The sequence below is a fragment of the Pseudomonas sp. P106(2024) genome (assembly GCF_057480815.1).
Genome location: NZ_JBLIYU010000001.1, coordinates 451,920 through 478,129, shown reverse-complemented (window position 1 = coordinate 478,129; position 26,210 = coordinate 451,920). Strand labels below are relative to the sequence as shown.

25 protein-coding genes and 2 pseudogenes are annotated in these 26,210 nt (G+C 56.6%); 6 read left to right on the top strand and 21 right to left on the bottom strand.

Annotated elements, in window-relative coordinates; genetic code table 11:
• Positions 1-38: 38 nt before the first annotated feature.
• Together AC25M7_RS02195 and AC25M7_RS02190 are read right to left on the bottom strand one after the other, a co-directional pair.
• On the bottom strand, positions 39-950 hold the full coding sequence (locus AC25M7_RS02195; RefSeq protein ID WP_486970698.1) for a LysR substrate-binding domain-containing protein: 912 nt from the start codon (positions 948-950) through the stop codon (positions 39-41).
• A 90-nt stretch (positions 951-1,040) separates the two neighbouring features.
• A complete protein-coding gene (locus AC25M7_RS02190) occupies positions 1,041-1,325 on the bottom strand; it encodes a DUF6124 family protein (protein ID WP_028688634.1) in 285 nt (94 codons plus the stop codon).
• A gap of 698 nt (positions 1,326-2,023) precedes the next feature.
• Here AC25M7_RS02190 and AC25M7_RS02185 point away from each other — a divergent pair.
• Positions 2,024-2,302, top strand: coding sequence for a HigA family addiction module antitoxin (locus tag AC25M7_RS02185; RefSeq protein WP_236179243.1), 279 nt, complete (start codon positions 2,024-2,026; stop codon positions 2,300-2,302).
• Between the two features lie 3 nt (positions 2,303-2,305).
• Here the strand turns inward: AC25M7_RS02185 and AC25M7_RS02180 are convergent, their stop codons facing one another.
• The 4 genes and pseudogenes from AC25M7_RS02180 to AC25M7_RS02165 all read right to left on the bottom strand — a co-directional run.
• Positions 2,306-4,093, bottom strand: a complete 1,788-nt coding sequence (locus AC25M7_RS02180; RefSeq protein ID WP_062572405.1) for a monovalent cation:proton antiporter-2 (CPA2) family protein — start codon at positions 4,091-4,093, stop codon at positions 2,306-2,308.
• Between the two features lie 225 nt (positions 4,094-4,318).
• Positions 4,319-5,335 (bottom strand): alpha/beta hydrolase, encoded by a 1,017-nt coding sequence (locus AC25M7_RS02175; RefSeq protein ID WP_207851106.1) that lies wholly within the window; start codon positions 5,333-5,335, stop codon positions 4,319-4,321.
• A gap of 31 nt (positions 5,336-5,366) precedes the next feature.
• Positions 5,367-5,618: a DUF2790 domain-containing protein gene (locus tag AC25M7_RS02170; RefSeq protein WP_028688630.1), complete on the bottom strand. Its 252-nt coding sequence runs from the start codon at positions 5,616-5,618 to the stop codon at positions 5,367-5,369.
• Positions 5,619-5,942: 324 nt separating this feature from the next.
• Positions 5,943-6,518 (bottom strand): annotated as a pseudogene (locus tag AC25M7_RS02165) (ATP-binding protein); the annotation flags it as partial.
• Positions 6,519-6,966: 448 nt separating this feature from the next.
• Between AC25M7_RS02165 and AC25M7_RS02160 the strand changes: the two are divergent.
• The 4 genes from AC25M7_RS02160 to AC25M7_RS02145 are packed head-to-tail and all read left to right on the top strand — an operon-like array spanning position 6,967 to position 9,775.
• Complete coding sequence (locus tag AC25M7_RS02160; RefSeq protein WP_486970697.1) at positions 6,967-7,287, top strand: hypothetical protein; 321 nt, start codon at positions 6,967-6,969, stop codon at positions 7,285-7,287.
• Positions 7,288-7,306: 19 nt separating this feature from the next.
• Positions 7,307-8,515, top strand: a complete 1,209-nt coding sequence (locus AC25M7_RS02155) for a PfkB family carbohydrate kinase (protein WP_486970696.1) — start codon at positions 7,307-7,309, stop codon at positions 8,513-8,515.
• Entirely contained in the window at positions 8,512-9,117 is a 606-nt protein-coding gene (locus tag AC25M7_RS02150; protein WP_486970695.1) for a 7-cyano-7-deazaguanine synthase, read from the top strand. Before AC25M7_RS02155 ends, AC25M7_RS02150 begins: the two co-directional genes overlap by 4 nt.
• Positions 9,032-9,775, top strand: a complete 744-nt coding sequence (locus AC25M7_RS02145; protein ID WP_486970694.1) for a nitroreductase family protein — start codon at positions 9,032-9,034, stop codon at positions 9,773-9,775. Before AC25M7_RS02150 ends, AC25M7_RS02145 begins: the two co-directional genes overlap by 86 nt.
• Here the strand turns inward: AC25M7_RS02145 and AC25M7_RS02140 are convergent.
• From AC25M7_RS02140 to AC25M7_RS02120, 5 genes and pseudogenes are all read right to left on the bottom strand, one after another.
• A complete protein-coding gene (locus AC25M7_RS02140; RefSeq protein ID WP_486970693.1) occupies positions 9,710-10,543 on the bottom strand; it encodes an 8-oxoguanine DNA glycosylase in 834 nt (277 codons plus the stop codon). The two genes, AC25M7_RS02145 and AC25M7_RS02140, sit on opposite strands and share 66 nt — an antisense overlap.
• Entirely contained in the window at positions 10,543-11,181 is a 639-nt protein-coding gene (locus AC25M7_RS02135) for a DNA adenine methylase (RefSeq protein ID WP_486970692.1), read from the bottom strand. Before AC25M7_RS02135 ends, AC25M7_RS02140 begins: the two co-directional genes overlap by 1 nt.
• 783 nt (positions 11,182-11,964) lie before the next feature.
• Entirely contained in the window at positions 11,965-13,248 is a 1,284-nt protein-coding gene (locus AC25M7_RS02130; RefSeq protein ID WP_486970691.1) for an SMODS domain-containing nucleotidyltransferase, read from the bottom strand.
• The gene (locus AC25M7_RS02125) at positions 13,245-13,856 is read right to left on the bottom strand and encodes an SLATT domain-containing protein (RefSeq protein ID WP_486970690.1); all 612 of its coding nucleotides are present in this window, start codon (positions 13,854-13,856) and stop codon (positions 13,245-13,247) included. Before AC25M7_RS02125 ends, AC25M7_RS02130 begins: the two co-directional genes overlap by 4 nt.
• A 290-nt stretch (positions 13,857-14,146) precedes the next feature.
• Positions 14,147-14,395: pseudogene (locus AC25M7_RS02120) on the bottom strand (4-fold beta flower protein); the annotation flags it as partial.
• A gap of 37 nt (positions 14,396-14,432) precedes the next feature.
• Between AC25M7_RS02120 and AC25M7_RS02115 the strand changes: the two are divergent.
• Complete coding sequence (locus AC25M7_RS02115; RefSeq protein ID WP_486970689.1) at positions 14,433-14,765, top strand: SH3 domain-containing protein; 333 nt, start codon at positions 14,433-14,435, stop codon at positions 14,763-14,765.
• Positions 14,766-15,697: 932 nt separating this feature from the next.
• Here AC25M7_RS02115 and AC25M7_RS02110 read toward each other — a convergent pair.
• The 10 genes from AC25M7_RS02110 to AC25M7_RS02065 form a co-directional block, all read right to left on the bottom strand.
• Positions 15,698-16,906, bottom strand: a complete 1,209-nt coding sequence (locus AC25M7_RS02110) for an ATP-grasp domain-containing protein (RefSeq protein WP_486970688.1) — start codon at positions 16,904-16,906, stop codon at positions 15,698-15,700.
• A gap of 88 nt (positions 16,907-16,994) precedes the next feature.
• Positions 16,995-17,978, bottom strand: coding sequence for a BtrH N-terminal domain-containing protein (locus AC25M7_RS02105; RefSeq protein WP_486970687.1), 984 nt, complete (start codon positions 17,976-17,978; stop codon positions 16,995-16,997).
• Complete coding sequence (locus AC25M7_RS02100; RefSeq protein WP_486970686.1) at positions 17,975-19,375, bottom strand: MATE family efflux transporter; 1,401 nt, start codon at positions 19,373-19,375, stop codon at positions 17,975-17,977. Before AC25M7_RS02100 ends, AC25M7_RS02105 begins: the two co-directional genes overlap by 4 nt.
• Positions 19,359-20,264, bottom strand: a complete 906-nt coding sequence (locus AC25M7_RS02095; RefSeq protein ID WP_486970685.1) for a class-II aminoacyl-tRNA synthetase family protein — start codon at positions 20,262-20,264, stop codon at positions 19,359-19,361. Before AC25M7_RS02095 ends, AC25M7_RS02100 begins: the two co-directional genes overlap by 17 nt.
• A gap of 241 nt (positions 20,265-20,505) precedes the next feature.
• Positions 20,506-22,248: a carbamoyltransferase family protein gene (locus AC25M7_RS02090; RefSeq protein WP_486970684.1), complete on the bottom strand. Its 1,743-nt coding sequence runs from the start codon at positions 22,246-22,248 to the stop codon at positions 20,506-20,508.
• The gene (locus AC25M7_RS02085) at positions 22,245-23,423 is read right to left on the bottom strand and encodes a beta-ketoacyl synthase N-terminal-like domain-containing protein (protein ID WP_486970683.1); all 1,179 of its coding nucleotides are present in this window, start codon (positions 23,421-23,423) and stop codon (positions 22,245-22,247) included. The genes AC25M7_RS02090 and AC25M7_RS02085 overlap by 4 nt, the downstream gene beginning before the upstream one ends.
• The gene (locus AC25M7_RS02080; protein WP_486970682.1) at positions 23,420-24,154 is read right to left on the bottom strand and encodes an ApeI family dehydratase; all 735 of its coding nucleotides are present in this window, start codon (positions 24,152-24,154) and stop codon (positions 23,420-23,422) included. Before AC25M7_RS02080 ends, AC25M7_RS02085 begins: the two co-directional genes overlap by 4 nt.
• The gene (locus AC25M7_RS02075) at positions 24,147-25,007 is read right to left on the bottom strand and encodes a hypothetical protein (protein WP_486970681.1); all 861 of its coding nucleotides are present in this window, start codon (positions 25,005-25,007) and stop codon (positions 24,147-24,149) included. The genes AC25M7_RS02080 and AC25M7_RS02075 overlap by 8 nt, the downstream gene beginning before the upstream one ends.
• 141 nt (positions 25,008-25,148) lie before the next feature.
• Positions 25,149-25,382, bottom strand: a complete 234-nt coding sequence (locus AC25M7_RS02070) for an acyl carrier protein (RefSeq protein ID WP_486970680.1) — start codon at positions 25,380-25,382, stop codon at positions 25,149-25,151.
• Complete coding sequence (locus tag AC25M7_RS02065) at positions 25,372-26,208, bottom strand: hypothetical protein (protein ID WP_486970679.1); 837 nt, start codon at positions 26,206-26,208, stop codon at positions 25,372-25,374. The genes AC25M7_RS02070 and AC25M7_RS02065 overlap by 11 nt, the downstream gene beginning before the upstream one ends.
• Positions 26,209-26,210 lie beyond the last annotated feature (2 nt).

Genomic DNA, 26,210 nt, shown 5'->3' with positions numbered 1-26,210 from the left:
CGGCGATGCGGCGGCCCGACTTGCCCCGCGATGGCGTACTACGCCATGTCGCTGATGGCGAACTCCTCCGCCAGATGATCGATCAACGACCGCACCGACGGCAGCAACCCCCGCCGTGACGGGAAGATCGCATGCACGATGCCGCAACGCGGATGCCAGCCTGGCAGCATCTCCACCAGCCGCCCCGCCGCCAGGTCCTCGCGCACCGCCACCCTGGGCAGGTGCGCGATCCCCACGCCCGCCACCACGAAATGCCGCAGCGCGAACAGGTCGTCGGTGACCATCCTTGGTTTGTGCGGGATCACCAGGCTGCGGCTCATGTCCTCACCCTGGAACAGCTCCCACTGGTAATCACGCTGGGCGCCGCCCCAGTGGACGCTGGGTAGCTCGCTGAGCTGCTGCGGATCAAAGCCTTGCGCAATCTGTTCGAGAAACGACGGATGCCCGACCAGGCACTGGGTGCTGTTGCTCAGCACCTTCATCACCATGTCGGTGTTCTCCAGCGGCGGGAAACGCACCCGCAGTGCCACGTCGAATCCCTCATGCAGCAGGTCGACGCGGCGGTTGGTGCTCTCGATGAACAGCTCCACCTGCGGGTACTTGAGCATGTAGCGGGTCAGCATCGGCCCGACCCAGGAGTTGAGCAGGGTGGTCGGGCAGCTGATGCGCACCAGCCCGCGTGGCTCGCTACGGTTGCGCTCGATGATCTCGGCGGCGCCCTCGGCTTCCACGCGCATGGCCAGGCAGCGGTTGTAGTAGGCCTGGCCGATCTCGGTCAGCGAGCAGTGCCGGCTGGTGCGGTGCAGCAGGCGCACGCCGAGGCGCTCCTCCAGGTCGGCGATGCGCCGGCTGAGTTTGGACTTGGGCATGTCCAGCGCCCGCCCGGCCGGGGCGAAGCCACCGTGGTCGACCACCTGGGTGAAGTAGTAGAGGGAGTTGAGGTCTTCCAAGGGGCGATCTCCGCAGCGCGCCGGGGACAATGGCTCGCAGTCTACCGGGCGATGGTGGCCCTCATCCAACTCCCTTCAAGCCAATGTTGCTCAGGACGACTCGATTCCCTCCAGCATCGCTTCCGTCAGGCCTTCGGCCATCTCGATGCCATGCAGGCTGGCCCACAACAGGCTCCTGCCGGTTTCATCCATATGCTCCAGCGCCTTGTAGCCGACGTTGTAGGCACTGCGCAGGTACTCGGCGACATGCACCAGGGCGTCGTGGGCGTTGATATTGGGGTTGACCGCGAACAGCGGTGGGTGGCCGGCGTCGCATTTGCCGAAGGGGTGGTGGCGGGTGTCGGGGAGGGGTGGGTCGGGGACGATTTTTTTCATGGTCAAACTCCGATAGAAATTGACCGGCACCGTCCGTTTCCACGCGAAGGGTGGCGGCTGTACACGGGGTGGAAACCCAGGTTATCGGAGAACCCCGGCAGGCCTTGTGGCCTCCCGCGTACAGCTGCCGTTACGACAGATAATCCGATAACCAACCAGCCGGGTTTCCACGCCCGATCGCTGAACCGACAGCGACCCGGTCAGCCTAGAGGGCATGATTTCCCCGGACAATCAGAAGGGTATCGACAGACTTTGTAGGGTATTTCTTGGGCTGCCGGCTGCTCAGCAGGAAAGGTTTTCAGATCATGTAGGACATGGCTGAGCTCAGCAGATTCGAGCGTTTTTTGAAGACGTTCCTTCGAGCTTGTCGGAAGCTTCTCGGTTGATCTGCACTGCCGCTGTTGTATGGTTTCAGGCGAGCGCGAAACCAGTTGCTATCCAGTGGCGAGAACTGGCGTAGGAACCCCGTTGGTGGCTGGATCATCAGCGGAGGGTGAGACCTCGATCTGCTCTGTTTGAACTGGGGGCCGCTTTGCGGCCCTTTCGCGACACAAGGCCGCTCCCACAGAGATCGCGATCTCCTGTAGGAGCAACTGTCTGGCTCAGGTCCCTCAATCTGGCGCGATCGCTGTGGGAGCGGCCTTGTGTCGCGAAAGGGCTGCGTAGCAGCCCCAAGATTTCAAGACGAAGTGACAACTATGCACAACCCACCCCACCCCGGCGAAGCCCTGCGCGAAGACGTACTGCCCGCCATCGGCATGAACGTCTCTTCCCTGGCCCGCCACCTTGGCTATTCACGTGGTCAGTTATCCACAGTGCTCAACGGCCATGCAGCCATTTCAGCCGACCTGGCCTATCGCCTCGAACTGGCCGGTCTTGGCAGTGCCAGGGAGTATCTGGCCGAGCAGGCGGCTTACGACCTGTGGCAGGCCGCGCACCGCGAGCATCCACCCATCGAGCGGCTGGCGTTCGCCTGAGCGTCAGTCCTCATCCGACGCAAACAACCGCTCCAGCTCCACCCGCGCCTCCTTGGCCGTCTGCATCACCTTGGCCCGGTCGTCGCGCACATGCCCCTGGGCCTCCAGCACCTGCTCGTCGTGCTCGGTGAAGCGGGCAATGCGATCCGCCGCCTGCGCTTCCGTCAGCCCCAGCCCGACCAGCGCCCGCCGGCTCATTTCCAGGCTGGAATGGAAGGTCTCGCGAATCGGCTCGGCGCCCACGTCCACCAGCTTGTGCACATGCTGGCGGTTGCGCGCCCGGGCGATGACCTTCAGGTGCGGGTACAGGCGCTTGACCCGCTCCGCGGTGCGGGTCGCGGCCTCGGGGTCGTCGATGGTGATGATCACGTACTCGGCTTCGTCGACCTTTGCCGCATGCAGCACCTCGGTACGCGACGGATCGCCGTAGAACACCGGCACCTGCTCGAACATGCGGGTCATCTCGATGGTGTCCACCGAGGTTTCCAGGGCGACGAAGGGGATCTTCTGCGCCCGCAGGATGCGCGCCACGATCTGGCCCATGCGGCCCATGCCGACGATCACCACCCGTGGCGTGCCGGCGTCGATCTGCTTGTATTGCTCAGGTACTTCCCGGGCGGGTTGCGGACGCTTGAGGGCGCGGGCGCAGCCGATCATCAGCAGCGGGGTGAGGGCCATCGACAGGGTGATGGTCATCAGCAGCAGGTCGTAGGTCAGGGTGTCGAACAGGCCCTGGTCCTTGCCCAGCTTGAACACCACGAAGGCAAATTCGCCACCGGCCGCCAGCACCATGCCCAGGCGCAGGGCGCTGGCGCTGTTGAGGCCCCCGGCGATGCGGCCGACGCCGATCAGCAGCAGCAGTTTCACCGCGATCAACAGCACGGTCATGCCCAGCAGCACCAGCGGCATCTCCAGCAGCAGGCGCAGGTTGGCGCCCATGCCGACGCTGATGAAGAACAGCCCCAGCAGCAGGCCCTTGAACGGCTCGATCTGCGATTCCAACTCGTGGCGGTACTCGGAGTCGGCCAGCAACAGGCCGGCGAGGAAGGCGCCCAGGGCCATGGAAATACCGGCTTCCTCCATCAGCCAGGCAGTGCCGATCACCACCAGCAGTGCGGTGGCGGTGGACACCTCCGGCAAGCCGGTGCGGGCAACGGTGCGAAACAGCGGGCGCAGCAGGTAGCGGCCGCCGACGATAACGATGGCAATGCTGGCGAAAACCTTCAGGCCATGTTCGAAGCTGTCGCCGTGGCTGGTGTCCGGGCCGCTGGCGGCCAGCAGCGGCACCAGGGCGATCAGCGGGATTGCGGCGATGTCCTGGAACAGCAGGATGGCGAAGGCCAGGCGGCCGTGGGGCGCGTTGAGCTGCTTGCTCTCGGCCAGGCTCTGCAGGCCCAGGGCGGTGGACGACAGCGCCAGGCCCAGGCCGAGCACGATGGCCGCCGGCAGGCTTTGGCTGAAACCGAACAGGGCGATGGCGCCGAGCGCCGCGCCGGTCAGCACCACCTGCGCGGTGCCGACGCCGAACACTGACTTGCGCATCAACCACAGGCGCCGGGGCGACAGCTCCAGGCCGATGATGAACAGCAGCAACACCACGCCCAGCTCGGAGATGTGCGCGACGCTCTCGGTGTCGCGGATCAGTCCCAGGGCCTGCGGGCCGATGGCCACGCCGGCCAGCAGGTAGCCGAGCACGGCGCCCAGTTGCAGGCGCTTGGCCAGGGGCACGGCGACCACGGCGGCGAGGAGGAAGATGACGGCGGTTTGTAGAAGGCTGCCTTCGTGTGGCATTGCTCGGACTCCTTGAACTGCGTGCGGCAGCGTTTGATGCAACAGCTTATGTCATCGATGAAAGAGGCGGGCATTTTCGGGTGGGGAGCGAAACAGGACAATCCTGGGGTTACAGGAAGCAGCGTTCTGAAAGTAGGACCTTTGCTGAATCAATCGCGGGGCAAGCCCGCTCGCACGCAAGGTAACTGACCTTCGTGGGAGCGGGCTTGCCCCGCGATCAACTGCTTACTGCAGATGGTCTTTCAGCGCCTGCGCCGCCTGGTCCATGGCACTGCGCACACTGGGCACGGTGCTCAGCACATTGAGCAGGCCGTAGTCATGGATCAGGCCGTTGTAGCGCACGGCGGTCACCGGTACCCCGGCGGCGTCCAGCTTACGGGCATAGGCTTCGCCTTCGTCGCGCAGCACGTCCATCTCGGCGGTCTGCACCAGGGCCGGCGGCAGGCCTTTCAGCTGCTCGAGGCTGGCGCGCAGCGGCGAGGCGTGGATATCGTCGCGCTGGCGCGGGTCGGTGGTGTAGTTGTTCCAGAACCACTGCATCATGTTGCGGGTCAGGAAGTGGCCTTCGGCGAACTGGTTATACGACGCGTTGTTGAAGTTGGCGTCGGTCACCGGCCACAGCAGGGCCTGGAAGCGCAGCTTGGGCGTGCCGGCCTCCTTGGCCTTGATCGCCACCACTGCGGCCATGTTGCCGCCGACGCTGTTGCCGGCCACCGCCAGGCGGCTGCCGTCCACGCCGATCTCCTTGCCGTGCTCGGCGACCCAGCGGGTGGCGGCATAGGCCTGGTTGATCGCGGTGGGGAACTTCGCTTCCGGTGAGGGCGTGTAGTCGACGTAGACCGCCGCGGCACCAGAGCCTACCACCAGGTCACGGATCAGGCGTTCGTGGGTGGGGTAGTCGCCCAGCACCCAGCCGCCGCCGTGGAAGAACATGAACACTGGCAGTTCACCCTTGGCGCCTTCAGGCCGCACCACACGAATTTCCAGCGGCTGGCCATCGGCCTGGATGGTCCGGCGTTCGACGCGGATCCCCGACAGGTCGACCTTCACCCCGGCCTGGGCACCGCTCAGCACCGCACGGGCATCCTTGGGCGCGAGGGTTTCAAGCGGCTTGCCGCCACCTGTGGCCAGGGCTTCGAGGAAGCCCTGGGTGGTGTGCTCGACGCCAGGGCTGGTGGCGGCGAAGGCGCTGTTCACGGCGAGGGCCAGCAGGCCGGCGGTCAGGGTGCGGGACAGTTTCATGTTCTAGCTCCTTTAGGGTTCGAGCCGTGGCTCAGTTCTGGTTGGCGAGGACGGTGGGTTGCACGTAGCTCACGGCGCGCAGCTGGCCGCTGCTGTCGCGGTAGGTCAGGGTGGCGGTGCTGGCCTGGCCCTGGGCGCTGGTGGGTGCATCGATGCTGATGACCTTGGCGATGTCCAGATCCATGCCGTAGTGGTACGGGGTGGCTTCGCTGGCGAAGCTGCCGGCGCTGGTGCCGAGGGCCAGGGTGGTAACGGTAAGGGCGAAGGCTTTGCGTAGGGTCATGATCGTTCTCCGGGTTCTGCTGAGTGGGGGGCGACTGCTTGCTGCTTGAAGTGAATATTGCGCGCAAATATTTAGCGTGCAAAATATATTTCCGCTATGACGCTGATTGAGTGCGTCTTGGCTAATTCCTGGAGGAGATCGCCCAGCCCTTCGGGCTGCGCTGTCGCGCAGGGAACTTGTCCCCCTGTGGGAGCGGCCTTGCGTCGCGAAAGGGCTGCGCAGCAGCCCCAGCAATTTCGATGGTGGCTCGGAATCTGAGGCCGCTGCGCGCCCTTTTCCGACCGGCCCTACGCCTCGGCAAGGCCGCTTTCTCAGGGGGCAGCATCAAGTGCCGGGTCGGTACTGCAACGCTTCCGCCAGGTGCGCCCTGGCGATGGATTGCGCGCCCTCCAGGTCCGCCAGCGTGCGGGCGACCTTCAGCAGCCGGTGCGCCGCCCGCAACGACAGTGTCAGCCGTTCGCAGGCCTGCTCCAGCCAGGCCTGGTCAACCGGCTCCAGCGGGCAATGCCGACGCAGCCCCTTGAGGTCGAGGAAGGCGTTGGCGCAGCCCTGCCGGCGCTGCTGCAGCGCCCGTGCCTCGGCCACTCTCTGGCCAACGCTGGCGCTGGTCTCGCCACTGGGCTGGTGGGTCAGCACGGTACTTTCCCGGGCTACCGTCAGGTGCAGGTCGATACGGTCGAGCAGTGGGCCGGACAGCTTGTTGCGGTAGCGCTGAACTTGTTCGCTGCTGCACCGGCAGCGGCCGGTGGGGTCGCCCAGGTAACCGCAGGGGCAGGGGTTCATGGCCGCCACCAGCTGGAAGCGCGCCGGGAAGCGCACCCGGTCCTTGGCCCGGGCCACCACCATCTCGCCGGACTCCAGCGGTTCGCGCAGCACCTCCAGCACCCGCCGTTCGAACTCTTGACAGTCATAAGTTTGACTAGATGGACATGGCGGGAATCCTCGGCTGCTCTAGGTCTAGAAAAATTCCTCTTGTCCATCTAAATGGTGACCGTGTGGACAAATCTTCGCACGCATGCCGGTCAGGCGAAATCGAGCTTCGGGGGTGTTCTAGAAGCTGCTGCCGAACGTCGCCTACGCTTGAAAGGCCGGTATCGAAGGGTTGTCCGTGCCCCATCCTTGATTCGGCTGCCATAGACCAATGGCCTGAATTATTCAGGTGTAGGTTTTCGAAATAATGAGAAATTAATGAGACTGAAAAGCGCTCTGACGCGAACCGCAACGTGCAGTTACGAATAACGTGCTTGATGCTGGGGCAACACCTGATTCGACTCGCGCCGACGTATGGCAAAAGGCCAGGCAGTTGTGCTATTGCTAGTCTCCCTCGACTCAGCAAAGGAGATGCACCGTGTCAGGTAGAGATGGCCCACGTTTTACCCCTAGCGCTCCCGATATTGCCTGCGATCAGCTTTCGTTCAGCACTCAGATTGCCTCTCCAAAGGACGAGGTGGTGGAACAGCTGAGAGTGGGTTACATCCTGGATATCGTATCTGGGGACCAGAACGGTCAATCCGTCGTATTGGCCCTGTGGGAAGGGCAGGAGGTGGGGGGAATTGCAGACCGCCGCCTGCAGCGCCTGCGCCAATGCATGGCGGAGAGCACGATGTATGCGGCTCGCGTCGACTCAATCATTAGTGGCCAGGTTCGCGTTTTCATCTACCCCATCTGAATGAAGCAAGGAGGCTTCCATGATCACCATCATCGGCGGCGTGTATAGCGAGCGCTGCACACGCCCCAACTGGGACCAGGTATACGGCTCCGCAGGAAGAGCGGCCACTGCAATAGCCCGGTTCGGAGGTACTGCTGAGCTACACAGCTTCGTAGACTCAGACCAACAGTTCATCATGGATAGCCGTGCTGCCCTGGAAGGCTTCAAGTTTCACCCTCATCACGTCCCGCAAGGGCTCTCCTTTGAATATCTGCACGGCCTCGCAATCCCCGCGATAACCGGCCCCATGGGGCGCGTACTACAACTGCAGGCAAACTCAGAAAAGATCCTGCGTTTTGGGATGGTCGAATCCTCACCAATCGTAAACGCAGATTACGCAGTCTATGACCCACAAAGCGCCGACACGCCCGAAAGCTTCGGAGCGAACGGCTCCAAAGCCAACCACCTCGCACTCGTGCTCAATCGCAATGAAGCCTGCCTGTTCCTGAACGACAACAGCCTGTCCCCCGAGGATCTCGCAAGGGCAATTGCTGATAAGGAAAATGCCGAGGTCGTCATCATAAAAATGGGACCGCTCGGCGCGCTGGTGTTCGACCAGGGGACAATCAGCGTCGTACCCGCCTACCGGACCAAGCGCGTTTGGAAAATCGGCTCTGGCGACACCTTTGCGGCACATTTCGCTCTGGCTTGGATGGAGGAAGGCATGTCTGCACACGACTCCGCTGCCCGAGCATCCAAGGCAACTGCCTACTATTGCGATACTCAGGGGCATCCAAGCCCCAGGCTCCTGGCTAAATACGATCCTGAGCCACTAGAGCCATCTGAGCGGTTCCGCAATGGCATTCGCCCCAAAGTCTACCTGGCTGGGCCGTTCTTCTCCCTTGCACAACTTTGGATGGTTACCGAGGCGCGGAAAGACCTTGCAGCAATGGGGCTGGATGTCTGCTCTCCTTACCACGACATCGGTGTAGGGTCTGCTCAAGATGTGGTTCAGAAAGATCTGGACGCTATTCACGACTGTGATCTTTTGTTTGCCATTGGAGACGGCCTCGACGCGGGTACGATCTATGAGATCGGCTATGCGAGAGCCTTGAACAAGCCAGTCGTACTTTATGCAGAGAACGAGTCAGCCCAGGACAAAAAAATGATGGAAGGCTCAGGCTGTGTGATCACCGACGACTACGTCAGCGCGATCTACAACGTCACTTGGGAAGGTTGCACGCTATGAAGTCAGCGCTGTTATTGTCTGGAGGCATGGACTCACTGTCGATCGCCTGGTGGAAGCGCCCAGACATAGCCATCACGATTGATTACGGCCAGCTTGCAGCGAAAGCCGAGATCGCCGCATCGAGAGCGATCTGCGAGCACTTGGGGATTAAGCATCAAGTCCTAAGGATTGACTGCCGCCACCTTGGCTCTGGGGATATGGCCGGTAGCAATCCAGATGACCTCGCACCTGCATCTGATTGGTGGCCATACCGAAATCAAATGCTTGTCACCTTTGCCGCCATGAAAGCAATCTCCTTTGGGGTTACTCACCTCTGGCTTGGAACCGTCAGATCCGACGAGTTTCACCGAGATGGCTCCCAAGAGTTTATGGACGCCATAAGCCAGCTGCTTTCTTTGCAAGAGGGTGGAATGCTCGTGGAAGCACCAGCCATCGGAATGGATACAGCCGAGTTGGTCCGCGTTTCAGGCATCACTGCAGGCTACCTAGCGTGGGCGCACAGTTGCCATAAAGCGGATGTCCCATGCGGCAATTGCCGGGGTTGCAACAAGTACTTTCAGGTATTTGACGAGGTTGGGTATGACCTGGACAGACCTGGGTAACCCTTCCCCCAAAAGCCTCCCTAGCCAGTACCAGCTACACCGGTGGTGTACAGGGGAGATCCAAAGGCTTCATGCTGTGGTGCCTTCACTAGAGACCACTTTCGATCAAGTGCTGGCAACCCGCAGGACGGTGCGCCATTTTGGGGCTCTGGAGGCGCTGCAGCTGGACGCTTTCTTATGGCAGGCCTTCCGCTGCCGAGAAATATGGACGTCAACGCTCGGGTTCGATCTGGAGCACCGTGCTACCCCGTCTGCAGGTGCAATTCACCCGATTCACCTGATCATCAACAAACCCTCAGACGACCGCTGGTGGTTATATCAGCCTCAAGGCCACTACCTTGCAGAACTGGTCAACGCTTCGGAGCGACTTGCAGGATTGCGGGAGCAGAGCATGCAAGTCCTGGAGAGCTCGCACGCAACAATGATTCTGCTTCTTGCCGAGCCAGGCAAGACGTCAGCAAAGTACGAGAACGCCTGCAGCTTGATCTGGCGAGACGCTGGGGCATTGCTGTCCGTCGCTGCCTTGACGGCACATGCCCAGGGACTGAACTTCTGTCCTCTGGGCATCACGGGAGAACCATGGGCCAGTTCACTAGCCGATGAGGGACAACTGGTTGGCGTGGGCGTTGGACTTCTTGGGCTTGGCTCGAGGGCGTGATTCAGCAGGCCCTCGCCCCATACCCATGATGCTATGCACTGTGACGGGCGAAGACATCATTTCTAACCAGATCAATGCATCGAGCTCTGATGCCCTCACACCAAGGCCTTTACTGAAGCGAATGAATTGTTCCTCAAGCTCCAGGTAGTGCCGCTCGACCGTAAGGTGGCTTTCGAAGAACTTCCCGAGTAGGCCAGCACGAAGGATATGGATATCAAGGATGGCTACGTCATCCGCATCGAGCCAGTTGCGCGCGACCCATGAGGCAGTCTTGTACCCGATACCTGGAACATCCAATAGCCAATCGCGCAACGCTTTTCCTGAGTGGGTAGGCGGGCTTTCGGTGGAGAGCTTGTGCAGCGCCGCCGCTAGGTAGCGAGCCTTCTGCTTGGCAAATCGATAACGAACCCAGCGTCCTTCGACTGGCATTGGCTCACGAAGCCACTCTAACAAAACGTCCTCACTCGGCGGCTCGTCGCCAAAGGCGCCAAGTGCCTTGACGTGATGGTAGGCAGCCAAACCAACATTGGATGGAATACCGTGACCACCCAACAAACAAGCTCCCACTTCTTCCTTCAGGGTCGATCCCAGCTTGTAGTTGATTCGTTCGCCATGTAGCCGTCGCGCATACACCTGATATGCCCAATAGGCTGGCGTCGGAAAGGCTTCCAGCGCTCCCCACGGTACACCAGGAACTACTTCATCATCGGGCTTGGGCAGCTCAACATTGAAAACCAGCTGGTCGATAAAAATTGCGCCTAATTGCATCAGGCGGCCTCCTCGGCAATGCCGTAGTTTTCCTGCATCCACTGCAGCAGCTCATCTCGTTCGAGCGGATCCATACCCTCAATACGAGAGCGTAGGCGTGCCTGACGACGCTGTATGGTTTGTCGATCTCTGAATGTCTCGCCACGGTACCGGACGTCGTGAAGACGGCTCGGGGCCTCAAAGTTCATCCAGACCACTTCCTCACGAACCTCGACATGTGTTTTGGCGGGGAAGCTGACTTTGCGCCACCCGGGAAGCTCGCGGTTGTAGAGCTCGTTGTCGTAACCAGACAGCATCACGTTGCAAGGCAAGGACTGCAGGCAGCGCAGCAGCCGTAGATGATCGTCATCGGTGTAATCGCAGCGGTACACCCTAGAACGACGGCGGGTATCCGGCACATAGGGAGGGTCGACATACACCAGTTCGTCGCCGGCAAAGTGAAAGGCTTCCAGGAACTCCACTGCATCCACCTGATGCAGCTCACACACTCCTGGCTGCTCGATCCGCCACCGATCGATCACTCGCACGTCGAGGTCTAGCCCGATGCTTCGCTGCGCAGTTTTCTTGTTGCGCATGACGGCACCGCCGCCGAGGTGGGATTCGATGTATGTCTGATGCGGGGGCATCAGGTTGATCAAGCGCTGGTAGCACTTGCCTTTTCCGCCTGGATATCTCATTGGCAAAGCATCGTCAGAAATGACGATGATGTCAATGACCGTCTGTCAAAGGACCTATCCACCGGGCGGCAGCGCGACCGGTGGATTTTCTTGCAGATCCTAATTTAGCGATGAGGCCTGCGGTTTAGGTCTCGTAAACCCTTCAATTACGGAGATGTAGCAGATGAACTTGACCAAGAAATACAATGCTAAGCTTGCCTTGAAGAGTAAGCCGAAAACCTCGCCTAAACGGAAAGCTGCCGCGCTGTCGAAACGCACCAAGCGTCCAGGGAAGCCACTGCAGCGACCGTTCGTTCTCGCCTGCTCTCGTTCATACCAAACCTATGCGCTGACTACTTGCATCGCACACTAGCCTGCCCGAAAGCTCCCAGCGAACGATCGCTGGGAGCACCTTCAGTAGCCGTACCTACGCAAGTCGAGGAAATGATTGGGCAGCCCACACGGAAATGCTGGAAGCCAAGAGCTGGACTTCAGTTGGTGTTTTCTAGTGGAGGGGCTTCTGCACAGCCTTTGAAACGCCTTGTCACGCTGGCTCTTAATGTCTAGAAATCTAGACATAGAGCAAGAAAGGATGCCTTGGTGTCTAGAATTCTAGGCATTACGCAGTCATTGGAGATGACCGCGATAGCTCGACAGCTGCTGGTTGATAGGGGCAGGGATTGACGGAAGCAACCCCTTGAATGTGCCTGCGAACCCATGGCTATTCGAAGTCGATTTGATGCCAAGCGTTCGTTTCTGAAACGGTCAAATCGGCACGATGATCCTTCCCCTAGCCACACAGACATTCTCCTTCACAGCGAAGCACTCGACAAAGTGCTCACCTTCAAAAGTGGTTTTTTCTGTGATTTGGCGAGCACCGGTATCTCTGATGATGGTGCCCCGGAGCATGTCTCTTGACACAGCTTCTTTGCCAACATTCCTGACTTTCCAATAAAGCTTGAAATCGCCAGGTACGTCGATTTTGCTAACATAGAAGGTCAAATCACGGTGGATTGGGATCTTATAAACGCCTGCACGTGACATCAGAGCACGAAGCCTGCCACCCTCGCTTTTGACTGTGCAATCAACCTCCAGGCTGTACTTGATATCTAGCCTGAATTTTTTCCCGGCAAACTCTTCGAAATATTTAATTTTGCTCTCGGCAACGGCTTGCCGTTGCTCTTGGTCGATATATGCGGGGAAATGCTCGCCAAAGACGGTGCTCCACTTTTCGTGAGCTACGTCTGGATCGTTCAGTGCCTCCTGCAGTCTGCGCAGTGCCTTTTTGGCTCTAGGGTGGAAATTACCGCTATTGCTGACAATTGAGCCGCTGCCAGGGGCTCGCCACTCTGTCTTCTCTGGATCGATTGCAACGACGTAAGCGAAGAAGTCTTTGGTCATTTCGCCGTACGAAGAGTAAGACTTGGCGTCGTATGCCGTTGTACCCTTTAAAAACTGGTAGCAAAGGGTGTCGATGAGCATGCCCTTCATCGGAACCCCATGGTCGTTTTTCCAAGCCCTAACCATTTTGCAGAGTCGTTTCAGGTTGTGATTCTTTAGCTTGTGAAGACTATTAATTTCTTCGATTTCGGCTACGGGATTGCAAACCCTCCAGTTCCCTCCGCTATTCGCGTCCGGATAGGTATAACTGCCATCCTCGTTCAGAAAGGCCGGGAGAACTTCTACGATATAATCGGAAAAATCGATTGAAACAACCTGTTGCTGGGCCCTGACAGTTCGATTAGGGAATTTTTCCTTCAGCGCCGCTCTAACTTCCCCAAGCAGAAAGGACTGTTTGTTGTTCTCATATTTCTGAAAGCGGTGATAAACCTCCCAAGGCAACAGAAACGCCATATCGAGGTCGCTCACACCATCAACAGCGGTATGCCGCCCATATGAGCCAACTTGACGGCAATGTAACGTGGATGACTCATAGCCGTAGTATTTACTGTTCAATTTTTCTGTGATCTGCCGATAGCTTTTCGAGATTGCATCGGCGTTTTTTACGGCTAGATTCCTGCGAAACTGCTCAAACAACTCTTTGCTCATTTACCGCACATCCACTGTGAGATTGAAGACAAATCAAGTTTGCAGATTGTCCAACTTACGATACCAAACAACAGTATCGCTAATGCTAGGTAGGCAGAAAAAGGGATCTTGTCCCTCAGCAGGCTGAACGGGCGACTTTTGCCAATCCAATCAATTTGTTGCTCCCAGAAAAATTTTTTATGGGCCAGCCAACTCGAAAACAGAATATGCTTGCTAAGGCATATCGATCTGAAAGAATGGGTTACCGCTTCTAACTCAGCCATATGCTCGGGAGTTATGGCCTGCGCCGATCTGCACTGAGCATCGAGCCTCTTGAGGCGGTCGAATAGCTCCGTAAGGGCCTGGCCGGTTTCGAAGTACTTGCTCTTCGTATCAGAGTAATACGTTATGTAAAGCCCGCAAATGCCGAGAATTGTGATGACTGCCGAAATGTGTTTGGCTGTGAATGCATCGATATAAAGAGAGAGCACACCAACAACCAGTGAAACTAGTCCAATCCAGCCTGGTGCCTTCTCGACGATATCGTAAGTTGAGAAATGTAGTTTAGCACTGTACCCAACGTCGTAGGCTTTTTCTGCGATCAACCGAAGTGCTTCAGGCTTGTCCATTACTCATCCTTGGTAGGTTCACAGGAACGGGTAGCAATGGTACGTTAGCTCCCGTCGCAAAGTCCGATCATTGCTGAGCACTGAAGTGCAGCAAGACGAAAAATATGGACCCTACGGTACCATATCGCCGATACACCGAGGTCGCGTCCTTTAGTTTTATGAATGATGCTTGGTGCCATCCTCAGCGACGGGCCATGAGCTCACCAGGTTGATTATGAGCAAGCGCGTCAGCGTCTGTACCTTAAGGTCTGCCAGCGGTATGTCGCTGACAGACCTTAAAGTCAACTCTCTTACTGCGCGATCCAGTTCATGACGCTAAGGTCAGTCCATCGTCCAGTAGGGCGGACAGGCCTCACAGGTCTGACCGGACGTGGAGGGCGGATCGGCCGGACCGGACGAACCACTCTGACTGCTCGAGCCGGACGTACATTGCGAGGGGTTCCTACAAGCGGCGCTTGAGGGTTCCACAGTACAGGCTTACCGGCAGTATCCCTGCAGAGAAGACCGCTAACAGCGCCCAGCCAATTGCCAGTTTCAGCGGACCAAGCATGATTAACGACTACCTTTGTTTTCCTGGTGGCCGTCGCGCAAGCGTACGAATTCCTAGAGCAGAAACTTGAGGGAGTGACATCGGCTCAACAGGTGCAGAACGTCATCAAGGGGCTTTCATCCGAGCATCGAGCGCTGCTTACGTCCTACCGCGTAGTCATTCGTGAGCATGACGTTCTGCGTGCCAACCCTGGATCAGGGGCAGATGAGATCGGGCACCTTCATTTGGGTGACCAAGTAGAGGTTTTGGAGGAGCGCGAGGGTTGGATCAACGTCTCTGTCGACGTTGCCGACGAGGAAACAGAGGGGTGGGTGTCTCGTTCTCGCACCGCACCAATTGCTCATAAGACACAAGCATGACGGTTTTCTCACCGATCCTGACTGGCCTAAGCAACCGTCGTTCATCCGGCTAACCGCCCAGTAGGTTCAAAGTCCGGGCCGTTTGAAAGAGCTGCGTCCAGAAAGCGACTGCGCTTCGACGTTCGAATTGCTAGCGCAGCTCGTGCCTCCGCCCTTAATCGCTCTTCTGAGGAGCTCCGCGGTTTCTGCTGCTTTTTTTTCACGTGGTTTTCTCCAATGGTCAACAAGGGCGGGAACGATGGTTCTCCGAAAATTTCGGAGATGAAAAACCAGTAACGCCGTCGGAGTGCGACTCGAATGACCGCGTGCAATCACGGCTAAGCCGTTTACAGCATAGATAGCGGCGGACTGCACCCACTGAGATAGCAACTTGTCACAGGTAACCTAGCAACTCTCGCAGCGCCCACCATACGGGGTGACGCCGATACTTCACCGAGCGCCTAGCTTGAAGGCTAATCTCGGCACCCGAGAACTGAAGGATTAGAGGCTTCTATGAGGAGCGAGGTAAGACGCTGCTCCATCGGGAATAGGCCTTACCCTGGCGGGGCTGACAGCATGGTGCTATTGAATAGGGTTTCCCTTCTTGCGCTCTGCTGACTTGCGATTTCCGCGTCTCCATAAATGTACGTTTTGGCACCTTCAACCTGGTAGGCGTAAGCAATGCCGTCTCGAGATTCAAACCGTTGGATCATTTCGAGTGGTTCCATCATCCACCGGCCAGTTTGGTTGACGTGATCAGGTGTGTACCGGTCAGCTATGACTATCGGGAGGTGCAACCCCTTACTTCAGCTAGAAGGCAGAAGTAAGGGATTGCAGGTGCAGCGATCGGTTAGGCAGGACTAAGAATTGCGCGAGTGCTTGCCTTTTCCTTGCGCCGCCTCTTCAGGCCGCGATTAACCACATCCGTGAATAATGACAAAGCTCGATAGTTGCTATCCATCATTGGTCTGCGTCTTGACTTCACAAGTTTCCAGAAAATCGAAAATCCGCAGCGCTTGCTCCTTGGATTCACAGGTGAAAAATGCCGTTAGAATGGATCCCATAGCGTCCGGTGGCGCCATGACGAACTCGCCGTTGTGTCTATGTTGGATGACGGTAGTCGCTCCCATCTCATGGCACTGGGCAACCGTCTTTTCGATCGACGATATTACGCCACTTTTCTTAACGCTGAAGTCATACTCCAGTCCAACGCGCCGATGAGGCAAATCAAGCGTCAGTTGCGGTGTGTTCAGCTTGAGATCAACGTCATAAACGTCCAGTCCGAGACAGATATCCATTAGATAGCGAGAGGAGATTCCGTCGCCGGAAATTCTCGGGGCAAGTTCGAGGATGTAAACGCGCTGATCAGCCGTGATCCGGAACTCGGAGTGAAAGGGCGATTGATCCAGCCCTACCGCGGCAATGATCTGGCGCAGTGGGACCATGAAGGGTTCCCCCTTTTTCTCGTCGAACGGTATGGAAATCTGGGCGTTTTCGTGGAATGTCGGGCCTTCTAGCCTAGGATATTTGTGATGCAGTAGGAGCGGCGTCACTTCTCCGTCGAGTACATAACCGTCCACCGAGAATTCTTCACCGTCGATGTACTCCTCGACTAGGATTTCAGAGCCGCCTCTCTGGCTGGCCATCAGTGCGCAGACGTGTCGCGTCTGTGTCAGGGCCTTACCGAATCCAGCGCGATCATCGACTCGAATTACGCCAGCGCTGTAAAAGGCGTTGGAGGGCTTGAGCACAACCGGTAGACGTAGGGACTGCTCGACCTCCTGCCACGCCTCGTCGGTACTGACGTTTTGGGGGAGGCGCAGGTAACGTGAAATAAAGTTAGCAGTAGCGGGGACCGACTTGAAGGCGGACTTATCCGTAAGGGTGAAAAGCGCCTCAGTATCGCGGGCTGCTAAACCGAAAATTTTCTTGAATATATCTACTTGAACCTGAAAGCCGTCATGGAAAGAGACGACGTGGTCGAACTGTCGCGTTGTGCAGGTTGTGTGAAGCGCCTTGATCAGTTGCGCCTCCCAGTGGCTCTTCTCGTTCTGCAGCAGAGGCGGAGGTAAAAAGCACACCACTTCTCTGTCATGTTCGTGGCAATACTTTACATAGTCCTGCAGGTCACTCTCGCTGCCTAGTGCCAAGATTGACAACATAGATCCATCTCCAGATTAAAAGTCATAAAGACTTTACAGACGCACCTCAGCACGTTGATTGAGTTAGCTAAAACGATACTTGTTCCATTCAGGATTCTTGGAGCATGTTGTTTAGGTGCTGCCAAAGTTCGACTGTCAGTGAGTCGAGCACGTCGAAACGCTTCTCCACGCGGGAGAGGATCAGAGGGGAATTTGTCGCCTCCAATTTGAGTGCCAGCACCGATAAGGCGCGCCAGTGGTGGATTAGTGATTTGGCAATCTCACCCAGCGCATCTTCGCAGCCAGCTCGCTGGAGCGATCGTCCTAGCAAGGAGAGTCCTGGAATCACGTAGAGAATTACTATGTGGTCGAATAGACGGCGTGCAGCAATTGCAGCGTGTTCCGGCGAGCCCCGAAAGTGCTCCATGCATAGTTCTCGGTAAGCTGGCAGTGCGCCTCGATAGGCGTCTTCAGAGAGGTACAGCCGGGCTTGTCTGAGTAGATTGGCTCGTACGTCGAAGGCAGGGGGGCATGCGTTGGGGTGCATCACTATAAAGTACCCCATATGGTCGTAGGTCTCTGTGCGCACTCGATCAGTGTGCGCGTTGGCGAATGCCTCAATCGACAGCCATGCCTCGCAAGCATAGGATTCGTTATCGACGACAAGTGAGTCTAAAATCTTCACATGAGTGGACGTGTCGTTTATGCCAATCACTAGTACTGCGTGCATATAACCCGGGTCGGTACTGTAGACCGGCGCGTAATCCAGATAGACGGAGTTGACCCACACGACTACGCCGGCGTGTTCGATCAATAGTGTCTTAAGTTGCGTGACCCAATCTGTATCGATCGGCAATCGCGCCACATGCGCACCTAATGCTCTGCAAGCACGAAGACCGACGTTTTCAACCTCGAAAGTGTATTCGGGCATGCCCCATTCATCTAAACCTGTGCGGTACAGGTAGCCGTCGCCAGCCTCAAGTAGTTGCGCTTCATCGATGGGGACACCGCCTCGTTTGGACAGTTGTGCCAGACTTCCTGTAAAGCAGTTGATCGCTAAAGGTGCAAAGCGAATGACTTCATTCAGGTTCATAGGGCGCTCTCGCTGGCTGGATGAGAATCAATATGAAGACGGTTTTCGGCTCCTCGAATGGCTTTGGCTATTCGCCAGAAATAAATTGCGCCAATCAAAAATTCGAACACTGAACCGATAATCCAACATGTCACCAGCGATGACGGGGCGTCGCGATTGCTCGTTGCGACGTAGTAGATCAACGGAATGCTTATAAACCACATAAGAGCCAGGCGCACGACCAGCGAGAATCTGGCCATGCCAATACTCTCCAAGACGGCTGCCCCCGTCATGGAGAAGACAAAGGCGGCGGAGAATGTCCACAGTACGCGTTGTGTATCGATGGCCAGGGTGATGGTCTCCGGGTTGTGTCCTAGGTCACCGAAAGCCTTGAGCAGGATATGTGGCAAAGTGATTTGAACAGTGGAAACCAGCAGTACATAGAAAAGCTCTATGATTACGGTCACTCGCAGGATCATTGCCAGCTCAGTGAATTGCCCCTTGCCCACTGCAGTGGCACACAGAATGCTGCAACCAATGCCTAAACCGATGAGCGGGATAATGCCCAGGTAATTGATCGTCAGATTGACGTTGTTTGCTGCTAGTGCACTAGAGCCCAGCACCGCGACTATCCATATGAACGCAGTGTTGCCGAGCTGGTCTACCCCGGCGGATACGCCACTGGGAACACCTCTACGCAGCAGGAAAAACAGTCGGGGCAGTAGGCGCGTGCTACGAGCAATGAAGATGTTCCTCAACTCAATCCAGATTTCTCGAGGCAGCATTACTGCGTAGCACATCAGCATGGACAGAGTTCCGATCAACGTACCGATTGCGGCTCCGGCCATTCCCATTTCGGGCAGTCCGAACTTTCCGAAGACCAGGCCGACGGTGAAGATTGAGTCGACGATTTGACCAACGATTCCGACCATGAGCGTTTCGCGGGTTCGACCCACACCGTTGAAAAACGAGGACAGTGCCGTGTCGATCGTCATTACGCCACCGAAGATCGCCGCCCACAGCATGTACTGCGATTCGAGGCTGACAATCTGCGGTGGACGGGAGCTGAGCTGTGGAATCATCGCGATCAGCGGGGCGGCGACAAACAGCAGAGCACCGAAGGCTATACCAAGGAATAGTCCCAGTGCGGCTTCGTTCGAAGCTTCGCTGAGCCCTGATCGTCCATTCGCCTGTGCAATAAAGGAACGTGACACCCCCACGGTGCTACAGAAGAAAGCGATAATCGCCATGCTCGTGAATACAGCTGGGCCGGAGGCGGCCAGCGTATCTTGTGAGTAGTGTGCGAGGCATAGCCTGTCGACAAGCATCATCAACAAATTGCCGACCATCGTCCCCATTAACGGAAACGAGACGATGACGATTCCTTTCGCCACCCTTGCGTCAAACCAGTGCCGCATATTCACATTCCTTTGTATTGCAGCTGCCGTGAAGGTCACCCAACACATCGCGTAAAAGAGCCAGCAGTGTGTCGGGATTTCCAATCTGCGCTAGCAGCGACAACAGCAGACGCTCCATGCCGAAGGCGACACAGGCTGAATGCATGAGTGGCTCCGGGGCTTGCGGGCCGATCTTGAACGCGTTGGTAAATAGATCCCGGTGCAAGTTGCGCGAACCCACGCTGACCTGTCGCTGTGACCATGGGATCAGTACCTCCAGTTTGACGCCCATTGCCAGTTGTACCTTTCGAGTGACCTCGGCGGACTCTCCGTAAAATACATCGCTGGCCCGATCAACGAAGGTGGACGGTACCAGACGCTTAATCAGCGCTACGGCACTATCGAAAAGTACCTGACACATATTCTCGACCTGCGGCTGTTTGCCCAACAGCACGAACTCACGCATGGTGAAGCTGCCCAAACGCGTCGATTCTTCAGGTATTGGCTCGAAGCGGTGGCAGTGTCCTAGTGCGGTGAAGCATTTCAAATCCCAGCTCTCGGTGCTCCCGGCCAGATGAGCAAACGTGTGGTAGCAGGTCGAGGGGCTTAGCACCCATTCCCCCTCGTCATTTTTTCCGCGCTGATCACTACATGCATGTGGGCTGGCCGTCATGGGGATGCACGGTAGCTTGTTGAAAAATCCGATTTTCTCAAGCGCTTGACGCTCAATGAGTGTCGTGCAGGAATGCGCCGTGGCAGAGATATGCCGGGTAATAGTTTGCAGTAGTGCCTGGTCAAGTACTTCGTAGGCTTCGTGGAGCGTGCCGCAAAACCGATAGCCGATAAGGCCGTTGCCGGATGCAACAACAGAGAGCAGGCGGCGTGCCTGCAAATCTTGCAGCTCGAACATGTCAATTACCCCTGTTGAATCATCATGGCGATTACGCGGTCAACCAGCGACTTGCAGTTGTCTAGGCGCAACGGCTGTAATGCCGCGTGGTCGAAGATGATTTGTCATCGATCTCCGACAGCGACAGCAGGCGCCTCTGATCCAGTAAATGAATACGATCATGTATAGCGGTGATGCCAGGCTGATTTGCTTGGTCGTGGAGAACGTGTGCATACCTCATCGACCGTCGGAGCCTCGTGGCTCAGGGTTTCCATACGATGAATCCCTCGATGTAAAGCGTATCCAGAGCGATGTTGCGGAATGTCGCGAGGGCGATATCTGGTGACATAATTAGGGGCTGGCCCTTCACGTTGAACGAGGTGTTGATTGAGCACCCGTAACCGCAAACCTTCCGAACTTCGGTTAACAAGCGCCAGAAGTTTTGGTTGAGTTCTTTGCTGACTACCTGGATCCGAGCGCTTCCGTCTGTATGGGCAACGCCGCTAACAGTGGCTATCGCGTCCTCACGAACGCGTGCCGTGCAGAGCATGTAACTGGTCGGTTGCAGTTTTCTCGTTTCGAATAGACGGTCGCAGTCGATATCCAGTACCGCAGGTGCAAAGGGACGAAAAGGCTCTCTGAACTTCACCAAGCCGTTGATCCGGGCCTTGATTGAGTCACCGTTGGCTCGTCCCAAAATCGAGCGATTTCCTAGAGCCCTCGGGCCGAACTCCATGCGTCCGTGGAACCAGCCAATGATTTTGTCGTCAGCGATGTCCTGTGCTGCCAAGGCAAAGTACTTGTCATTCAAGCCCAAATATTTCCACTGGAGACATCCATCCGCTGAGGCATCAGCGAGTAGCCGGCGAATTTGCTCAACACTGTATTCAGGACCTAAATACGGCGAAAATCCGGTAACTAGGGGTTCAGAGCAATGACAGAGAGCGGCCCCCAAGGCCGTGCCGTCATCGCCAGACGCTGGTTGAACAAAGGCGCGCTCGACTTCCGGCAAGTTGCACAGGCGTTCGTTCGCCTTGCAGTTGAGAAATGACCCACCCGCAAGGCACAGCGACGACTCACCGCTGCGCTCAAGCCAGAATGCGACTAGCGATTCGAGCAACGATTCGAACCTGGTTTGCAGTGCAGCGGCAAAGTCGGCGTGCAGATCACTGAGTTCCTGATCAGATGCGCGCGGCGCCAGATTAAAGGTTACAGCGAGGAACTCCATGGCTGCGGGGTAACCTTCTTCTGCGTTGGTCAGAGCCCCGGCTGGCCAGTGGATATTGATTGAGCCAGTTTTCGGGTCAAACTGCGCAAGGCTGTTGAAAGCCTCTGAGTACGCCGAACCGTTGCCATAGGCCGCCAGCCCCATAACCTTGTACTCGTCACTGTTGAAAGCAAAACCCAAGAAGCGGGTACAGATCGAGTACAGTAATCCCAACGAGGCTTTGATGGGCTGACTATGTAATTTCTTGAGTTCCCGGTCCCGTGCCTGGAACACCGTCAGCGACTCGACCTCGCCCATTCCGTCAGAGACGATGCACAGTGCGCGATCATAGCCGCTGGTGAAGTAGGCCGAGGCTGCATGTGCCAGATGATGCTCTACAGCTCTGAAGCGTGGAGCGACATCCTGCCAGCCGGCTTTCTCCAGCGCCGTAATGACGGACTTCCCGCTGAACACTTCATGGAATGATTCGCTTGATTGCGTGAAAAAACGCCGATAACGGTCATAGTCAAAGCCATGGGCAATCACCTGCACATCGCTGGGCTGAATTTGTGCAGTGCGCAGGCAATAGTCGATCGCATTGAGAGGAAGTTCGCCGGTGCCTTTAATGCCGGTGAATCGTTCCTCGGCTGCGGCGGCGATAATCTCTCCGTCGATGATTAAGCAAGCCGCGCTGTCCAGGCCCTGGCAGATGCGTTCGTCGATTTCCAGTGCGTTGGGATAGGAAGCGCGGTGGGCGCGTTGAGAGTTAGGTAATCCGCTAATTCCAAGAACAATCATTGTTCTATGACCTTGAAGATAGATATGGCGTTATTCCCGCCAAAACCGAAAGAGTTGTTCTGGACGTATTTCAGGGAACGAGACACTCCTCCGGGCTGTGTCACTAGATCAAAGTCGTATTCGAAGCTCTCTGGATCGATATTGGTGGGAGGCAGCAATTGGTTCCGCAGTGACAGGCAGCTCGCGACGGCGCCGATCGCTCCGGCAGTAGCCATCATGTGTCCGACAGTGCCTTTGATTGCCGTTACGGACGACGACGTATAGGTTCTGCCGAATATTGTGCTCTCAGTGAGATCGTTGGCTCTGGTGCCGGTGCCATGTGCGTAGATTGCGCTGATGTCGCCGGCCTGTAGTCCGGCTTGCTGCAGTACTCTTTGGTGGCAGGCAGAAACTCCAGTTAGATCAGGGTTAGTCGGATGCGCGGCGTCATTGTTGCTTGCCACTGCCAGTAACTGGGCATAAGGAGAGGAGACGACATCTTCGGCACGCTGTAACACCACAAAGGCACCGCCCTCGCTGATCGTAATATGGCGCCGGTCGCGGGAGAACGGTTTGCACTGCTGTTCACCTAAGGCTTTGAGAGTGTAGAACCCTGACCAGACCTTTTTCGAAAAGGCGTCTCCACCTCCAACCACGGCTGTGTCGACTGCCCCGCAATGGAGCATGCGCAAAGCGAACTCCAGCGCTACATTCGCCGAGGCACAAGTGTTGTGAAAACACAATGCTGGCCCTACCGAGCCAATCGCGCGAGCTACGTTTTGGGCAATAGAGTGACTGGAGTAAGTGTTATTGCGCCAGCCCTCGTCATCTCCTTCGACGAGGCGATCCAGGATGTCCGCCTCGGCTTCATTGTTGCCCACGCAGACTAGCGCGTTGCGCAGCGCTGCAGATCCGGCGGATAGGCCAGCGTCCGTGATCGCCTGCATCGCCGCATCCACTGCGTATAGTGAGGAGTCGGGTACATTTGGCCCGGTCGCGTCAGGTGCACGTTGCTTGAGCAGCGCTTTCTGTGTGTTATCAATACGCCCGGCCTTGAAGTTCGGCTTCATCCCTGGATAAACCGGTGCCTGCGCGATGAAATTTGATTGACCATGAATCAGTGCGGACCAGAACTGTGCAACGTCGATGCCGATTGGCGTCACCGCCCCGAGACCGGAAACATATATCGTGCTCAAACGATTTTCCTCTTTACAGAAATAGCGTTGTGAATCACCAGCCTGACGCCATGCGCGTCCCAGGCGCAGGCATCCCAGGCGAGAAACGAGCCGAAGTGATTGACACGGGTCTGCAGATGGACGGGCGCATAGGCAATGCCTGGCTTCAGGTCAATGTCCAATGCATCGAACTTTGCGAAGACGTAGCTGGCTGCTGGCCCGCCTGCATGACGTTGTTGCAGCGCAAGCGCGAGGTTGCCTAACGCCTCGGTCAATATCAGTAAAGTCGGATCGGGAATCTGCGTCAGAAAGGGGTGGTGAGCGATCACCTGCTGTAGGTCAATGTGTGTTTGGGCGTGCGAGCCGTCCTCATTGAGGTTGATTTGCTCCGGCAGAAACCAGTAGAGCGGCTCACGTGCTGGTGCGATTGAAGTTTTGAACAGGCAAGGCTCATCGGTGAAATTCGGAGCATTCACGGGGGGGCCGGCGCGAGTCGAGAACGAGCAACATAGGCCCGCATCGGAGGTGATCCGGGTCTCTATGCCCTCATTCAGGTAAGTGACCTGCTGGCCAGGACGTACAAAAGACTTAAAAGCCAATCGTTCGACATGGGTGCTTGAGTTGGCCTGCTGCGGTCGACGCTGCAGTTCTGTAAGAAGCAGCAACATGCCTGGAACAATAGGAGCATCGTTAAAATGCACCTTGAACACATCAAGACTGGGGTCGAAGATTTCGTCTCGACAGTTATTCATGATGACGCGAGATCTCTATGCTGGCGGCGCTAGTCTGTTGCGCGAGTAACAACGCAGTGCTCTGTCCGGGCTTCAAGGCCAGCACACCCTCAAGGAAATCAGCGAACACGAAGGCGCGATTGTGCTCGTTCAGAGGGGAGCCCGAATGGCTATCATCCGGAGGACACAGTTTCCCAAGTTGCTCACGACTGCAGCTGTCTAAGTAGATTCGTGCGCTCGGGGTAAGCGTTTTTAGAATCTGCTCGGCGCGTTCGTCGAAGCGGATTTTGGCACTAAATTGGTCTCCCTCTTTGAGCGCCAGGTAGCAGATGCCGGAGGAAGTTTGAGCAGTGGGGGCACTCTTTAGGATGTCGTCTACTGCTTCGCTAAAGTAAGTGTCACCGATAAAGACATGGCTCTTGGTACGCTCACGACCATGTATGTGAAGCAGACCGTGAAGCAATGCTAGCGCAGGTGTCAGTGCACCAGCGTTCAAGGTGGCGTTGCCGCCGCTGATGTGGCGAATAATGTTGATAAAGGTCGACGCAGAGCTGGTTGTAGCATAGGGAAATTGCTGTGCCGAAAGCGTTTTGTGATCGGTAAGTGCCTGATGCTGAAAGCGCAGCATGGCTTCGAGGTTGCCGTACTCGGTGCCCACAATAACTGCTTCGTCACACGAACTTTCGGAATGGCTCATGTAGCGTTCTGCGAGGTAGAAGCATATGCGACTGAACGTATCGCAGAAACGGTCACCTTTGGCGTCGACCCAGTGGCTGAAGTCTTCAGGTAGAAGGTCGGCGACGGGATACGGTTTTGGCAATGCTGGATAGATTGCGTATCGCTCAATCGAGAACTCGAGAGTCGCTTGGTTCATAGAGGGCTCTGCGTGGAAAAATGCGATTAAGCATTTCGATAGCCTTGGACGGCATCATGACGGCCTCGACATGCCGAACGCCATGCTGCTGGTTCTCTGACCGATGCCGATGTGCGCTTAGTGCAGCCGTCGGCTAATGAATCAAGCTTTGGCAATCTCGATTTCGTGCCAGAGCTCTCCAACGGTGCGGGCACGCACCAATGCGTCCTCGTCCAGCTCAGTACCGAACTCTCGCTCTACTGACATCACGACATCGATCAACTTCAACGAATCGATTCCCAATGCTTGCAGTTCTTGCGAGGCGTTGATTGGATAGTTGGAGTCGAGTTCGGCGGCGGTTCTCAAGATTTCTGAAAAGCGGATATCAATAGACATAGCTGGACTCTTTTGTTTTATATGGGTTGGACGGCTGTGGATATGAAAGTGAAGACTCAATTTCCGTGTAAATGTCGCAGACAAATTCCCCCGTGTCGGCGATTGCGGAATTAAATCCATCTTTTACTTGGCTCGCGTCGATAGTGCCCTCGACGATAAGTTTTTCGATAGACTCACATGTTGCTTTGGCATGTGCTTCTTCGCCACTTTCATCCATGTGAATGGTAAAAAACTCATCGCAGATGATAATGTTGGAGAACTGCTCTGTCAGTGCTCTATGGATAACTGCAATCTGGAAATCAGCCTCAGTCTCGACGCCCAGTGCATAGCCAAGTGCGAATCCCAAGGTCTCGCTGTAGCCTGTTATCAACTTGTCAACAAAGCGTTGTGCGGTGAGCGGTCGTTTACCGACGTCAAAGCCAAGGTTCTGGATGAATTTACTAAGCATTGTCGAGTGGCAGCTCGGTGTGTTTTCTTCGCGAATGATGCTCTTTATGTAGGCGCGCCAGCTTTCGTTTGTGTGAGCTTTCAATGCGGCCGGTAGTACCTTCTTGTTAAAGCCTTGGCTGGAGCCCCAGTAATAGGTGCGCAGAAAGGATCCTAAGGCACTGGATGACATTTTTCCGTCCAGCAGCGTCAGGTACATCGGGTTTTCGATGTGATTCAGCTCCAGTATTCCGTGCTTGAGCAGCTGGTTCAGCCATGGAAGAGTCGAGGGATCATCTCGTGAAGCGATCCGTTCGCGGTAAAGTTGATTTGCCGCGGACCTAGCGTTGGCTAGTGCTGTTTCCTGCGGTTTAGCAGAGGCTGTTCCCAAAGTCGTCATTA

Bases quoted from the DNA above. Each gene is read 5' to 3' on its own strand.
- AC25M7_RS02185 (WP_236179243.1), top strand. From the start codon at position 2,024: ATGCACAACCCACCCCACCCCGGCGAAGCCCTGCGCGAAGACGTACTG.
- AC25M7_RS02140 (WP_486970693.1), bottom strand. From the start codon at position 10,543: ATGCAATTAGGCGCAATTTTTATCGACCAGCTGGTTTTCAATGTTGAG.
- AC25M7_RS02080 (WP_486970682.1), bottom strand. From the start codon at position 24,154: ATGAATAACTGTCGAGACGAAATCTTCGACCCCAGTCTTGATGTGTTC.
- AC25M7_RS02145 (WP_486970694.1), top strand. From the start codon at position 9,032: ATGTCCCATGCGGCAATTGCCGGGGTTGCAACAAGTACTTTCAGGTAT.
- AC25M7_RS02100 (WP_486970686.1), bottom strand. From the start codon at position 19,375: ATGCGGCACTGGTTTGACGCAAGGGTGGCGAAAGGAATCGTCATCGTC.
- AC25M7_RS02075 (WP_486970681.1), bottom strand. From the start codon at position 25,007: ATGAACCAAGCGACTCTCGAGTTCTCGATTGAGCGATACGCAATCTAT.
- AC25M7_RS02150 (WP_486970695.1), top strand. From the start codon at position 8,512: ATGAAGTCAGCGCTGTTATTGTCTGGAGGCATGGACTCACTGTCGATC.
- AC25M7_RS02155 (WP_486970696.1), top strand. From the start codon at position 7,307: ATGATCACCATCATCGGCGGCGTGTATAGCGAGCGCTGCACACGCCCC.
- AC25M7_RS02190 (WP_028688634.1), bottom strand. From the start codon at position 1,325: ATGAAAAAAATCGTCCCCGACCCACCCCTCCCCGACACCCGCCACCAC.
- AC25M7_RS02090 (WP_486970684.1), bottom strand. From the start codon at position 22,248: ATGATTGTTCTTGGAATTAGCGGATTACCTAACTCTCAACGCGCCCAC.
- AC25M7_RS02070 (WP_486970680.1), bottom strand. From the start codon at position 25,382: ATGTCTATTGATATCCGCTTTTCAGAAATCTTGAGAACCGCCGCCGAA.
- AC25M7_RS02065 (WP_486970679.1), bottom strand. From the start codon at position 26,208: ATGACGACTTTGGGAACAGCCTCTGCTAAACCGCAGGAAACAGCACTA.
- AC25M7_RS02130 (WP_486970691.1), bottom strand. From the start codon at position 13,248: ATGAGCAAAGAGTTGTTTGAGCAGTTTCGCAGGAATCTAGCCGTAAAA.
- AC25M7_RS02095 (WP_486970685.1), bottom strand. From the start codon at position 20,264: ATGTTCGAGCTGCAAGATTTGCAGGCACGCCGCCTGCTCTCTGTTGTT.
- AC25M7_RS02125 (WP_486970690.1), bottom strand. From the start codon at position 13,856: ATGGACAAGCCTGAAGCACTTCGGTTGATCGCAGAAAAAGCCTACGAC.
- AC25M7_RS02170 (WP_028688630.1), bottom strand. From the start codon at position 5,618: ATGACCCTACGCAAAGCCTTCGCCCTTACCGTTACCACCCTGGCCCTC.
- AC25M7_RS02110 (WP_486970688.1), bottom strand. From the start codon at position 16,906: ATGTTGTCAATCTTGGCACTAGGCAGCGAGAGTGACCTGCAGGACTAT.
- AC25M7_RS02175 (WP_207851106.1), bottom strand. From the start codon at position 5,335: ATGAAACTGTCCCGCACCCTGACCGCCGGCCTGCTGGCCCTCGCCGTG.
- AC25M7_RS02105 (WP_486970687.1), bottom strand. From the start codon at position 17,978: ATGAACCTGAATGAAGTCATTCGCTTTGCACCTTTAGCGATCAACTGC.
- AC25M7_RS02180 (WP_062572405.1), bottom strand. From the start codon at position 4,093: ATGCCACACGAAGGCAGCCTTCTACAAACCGCCGTCATCTTCCTCCTC.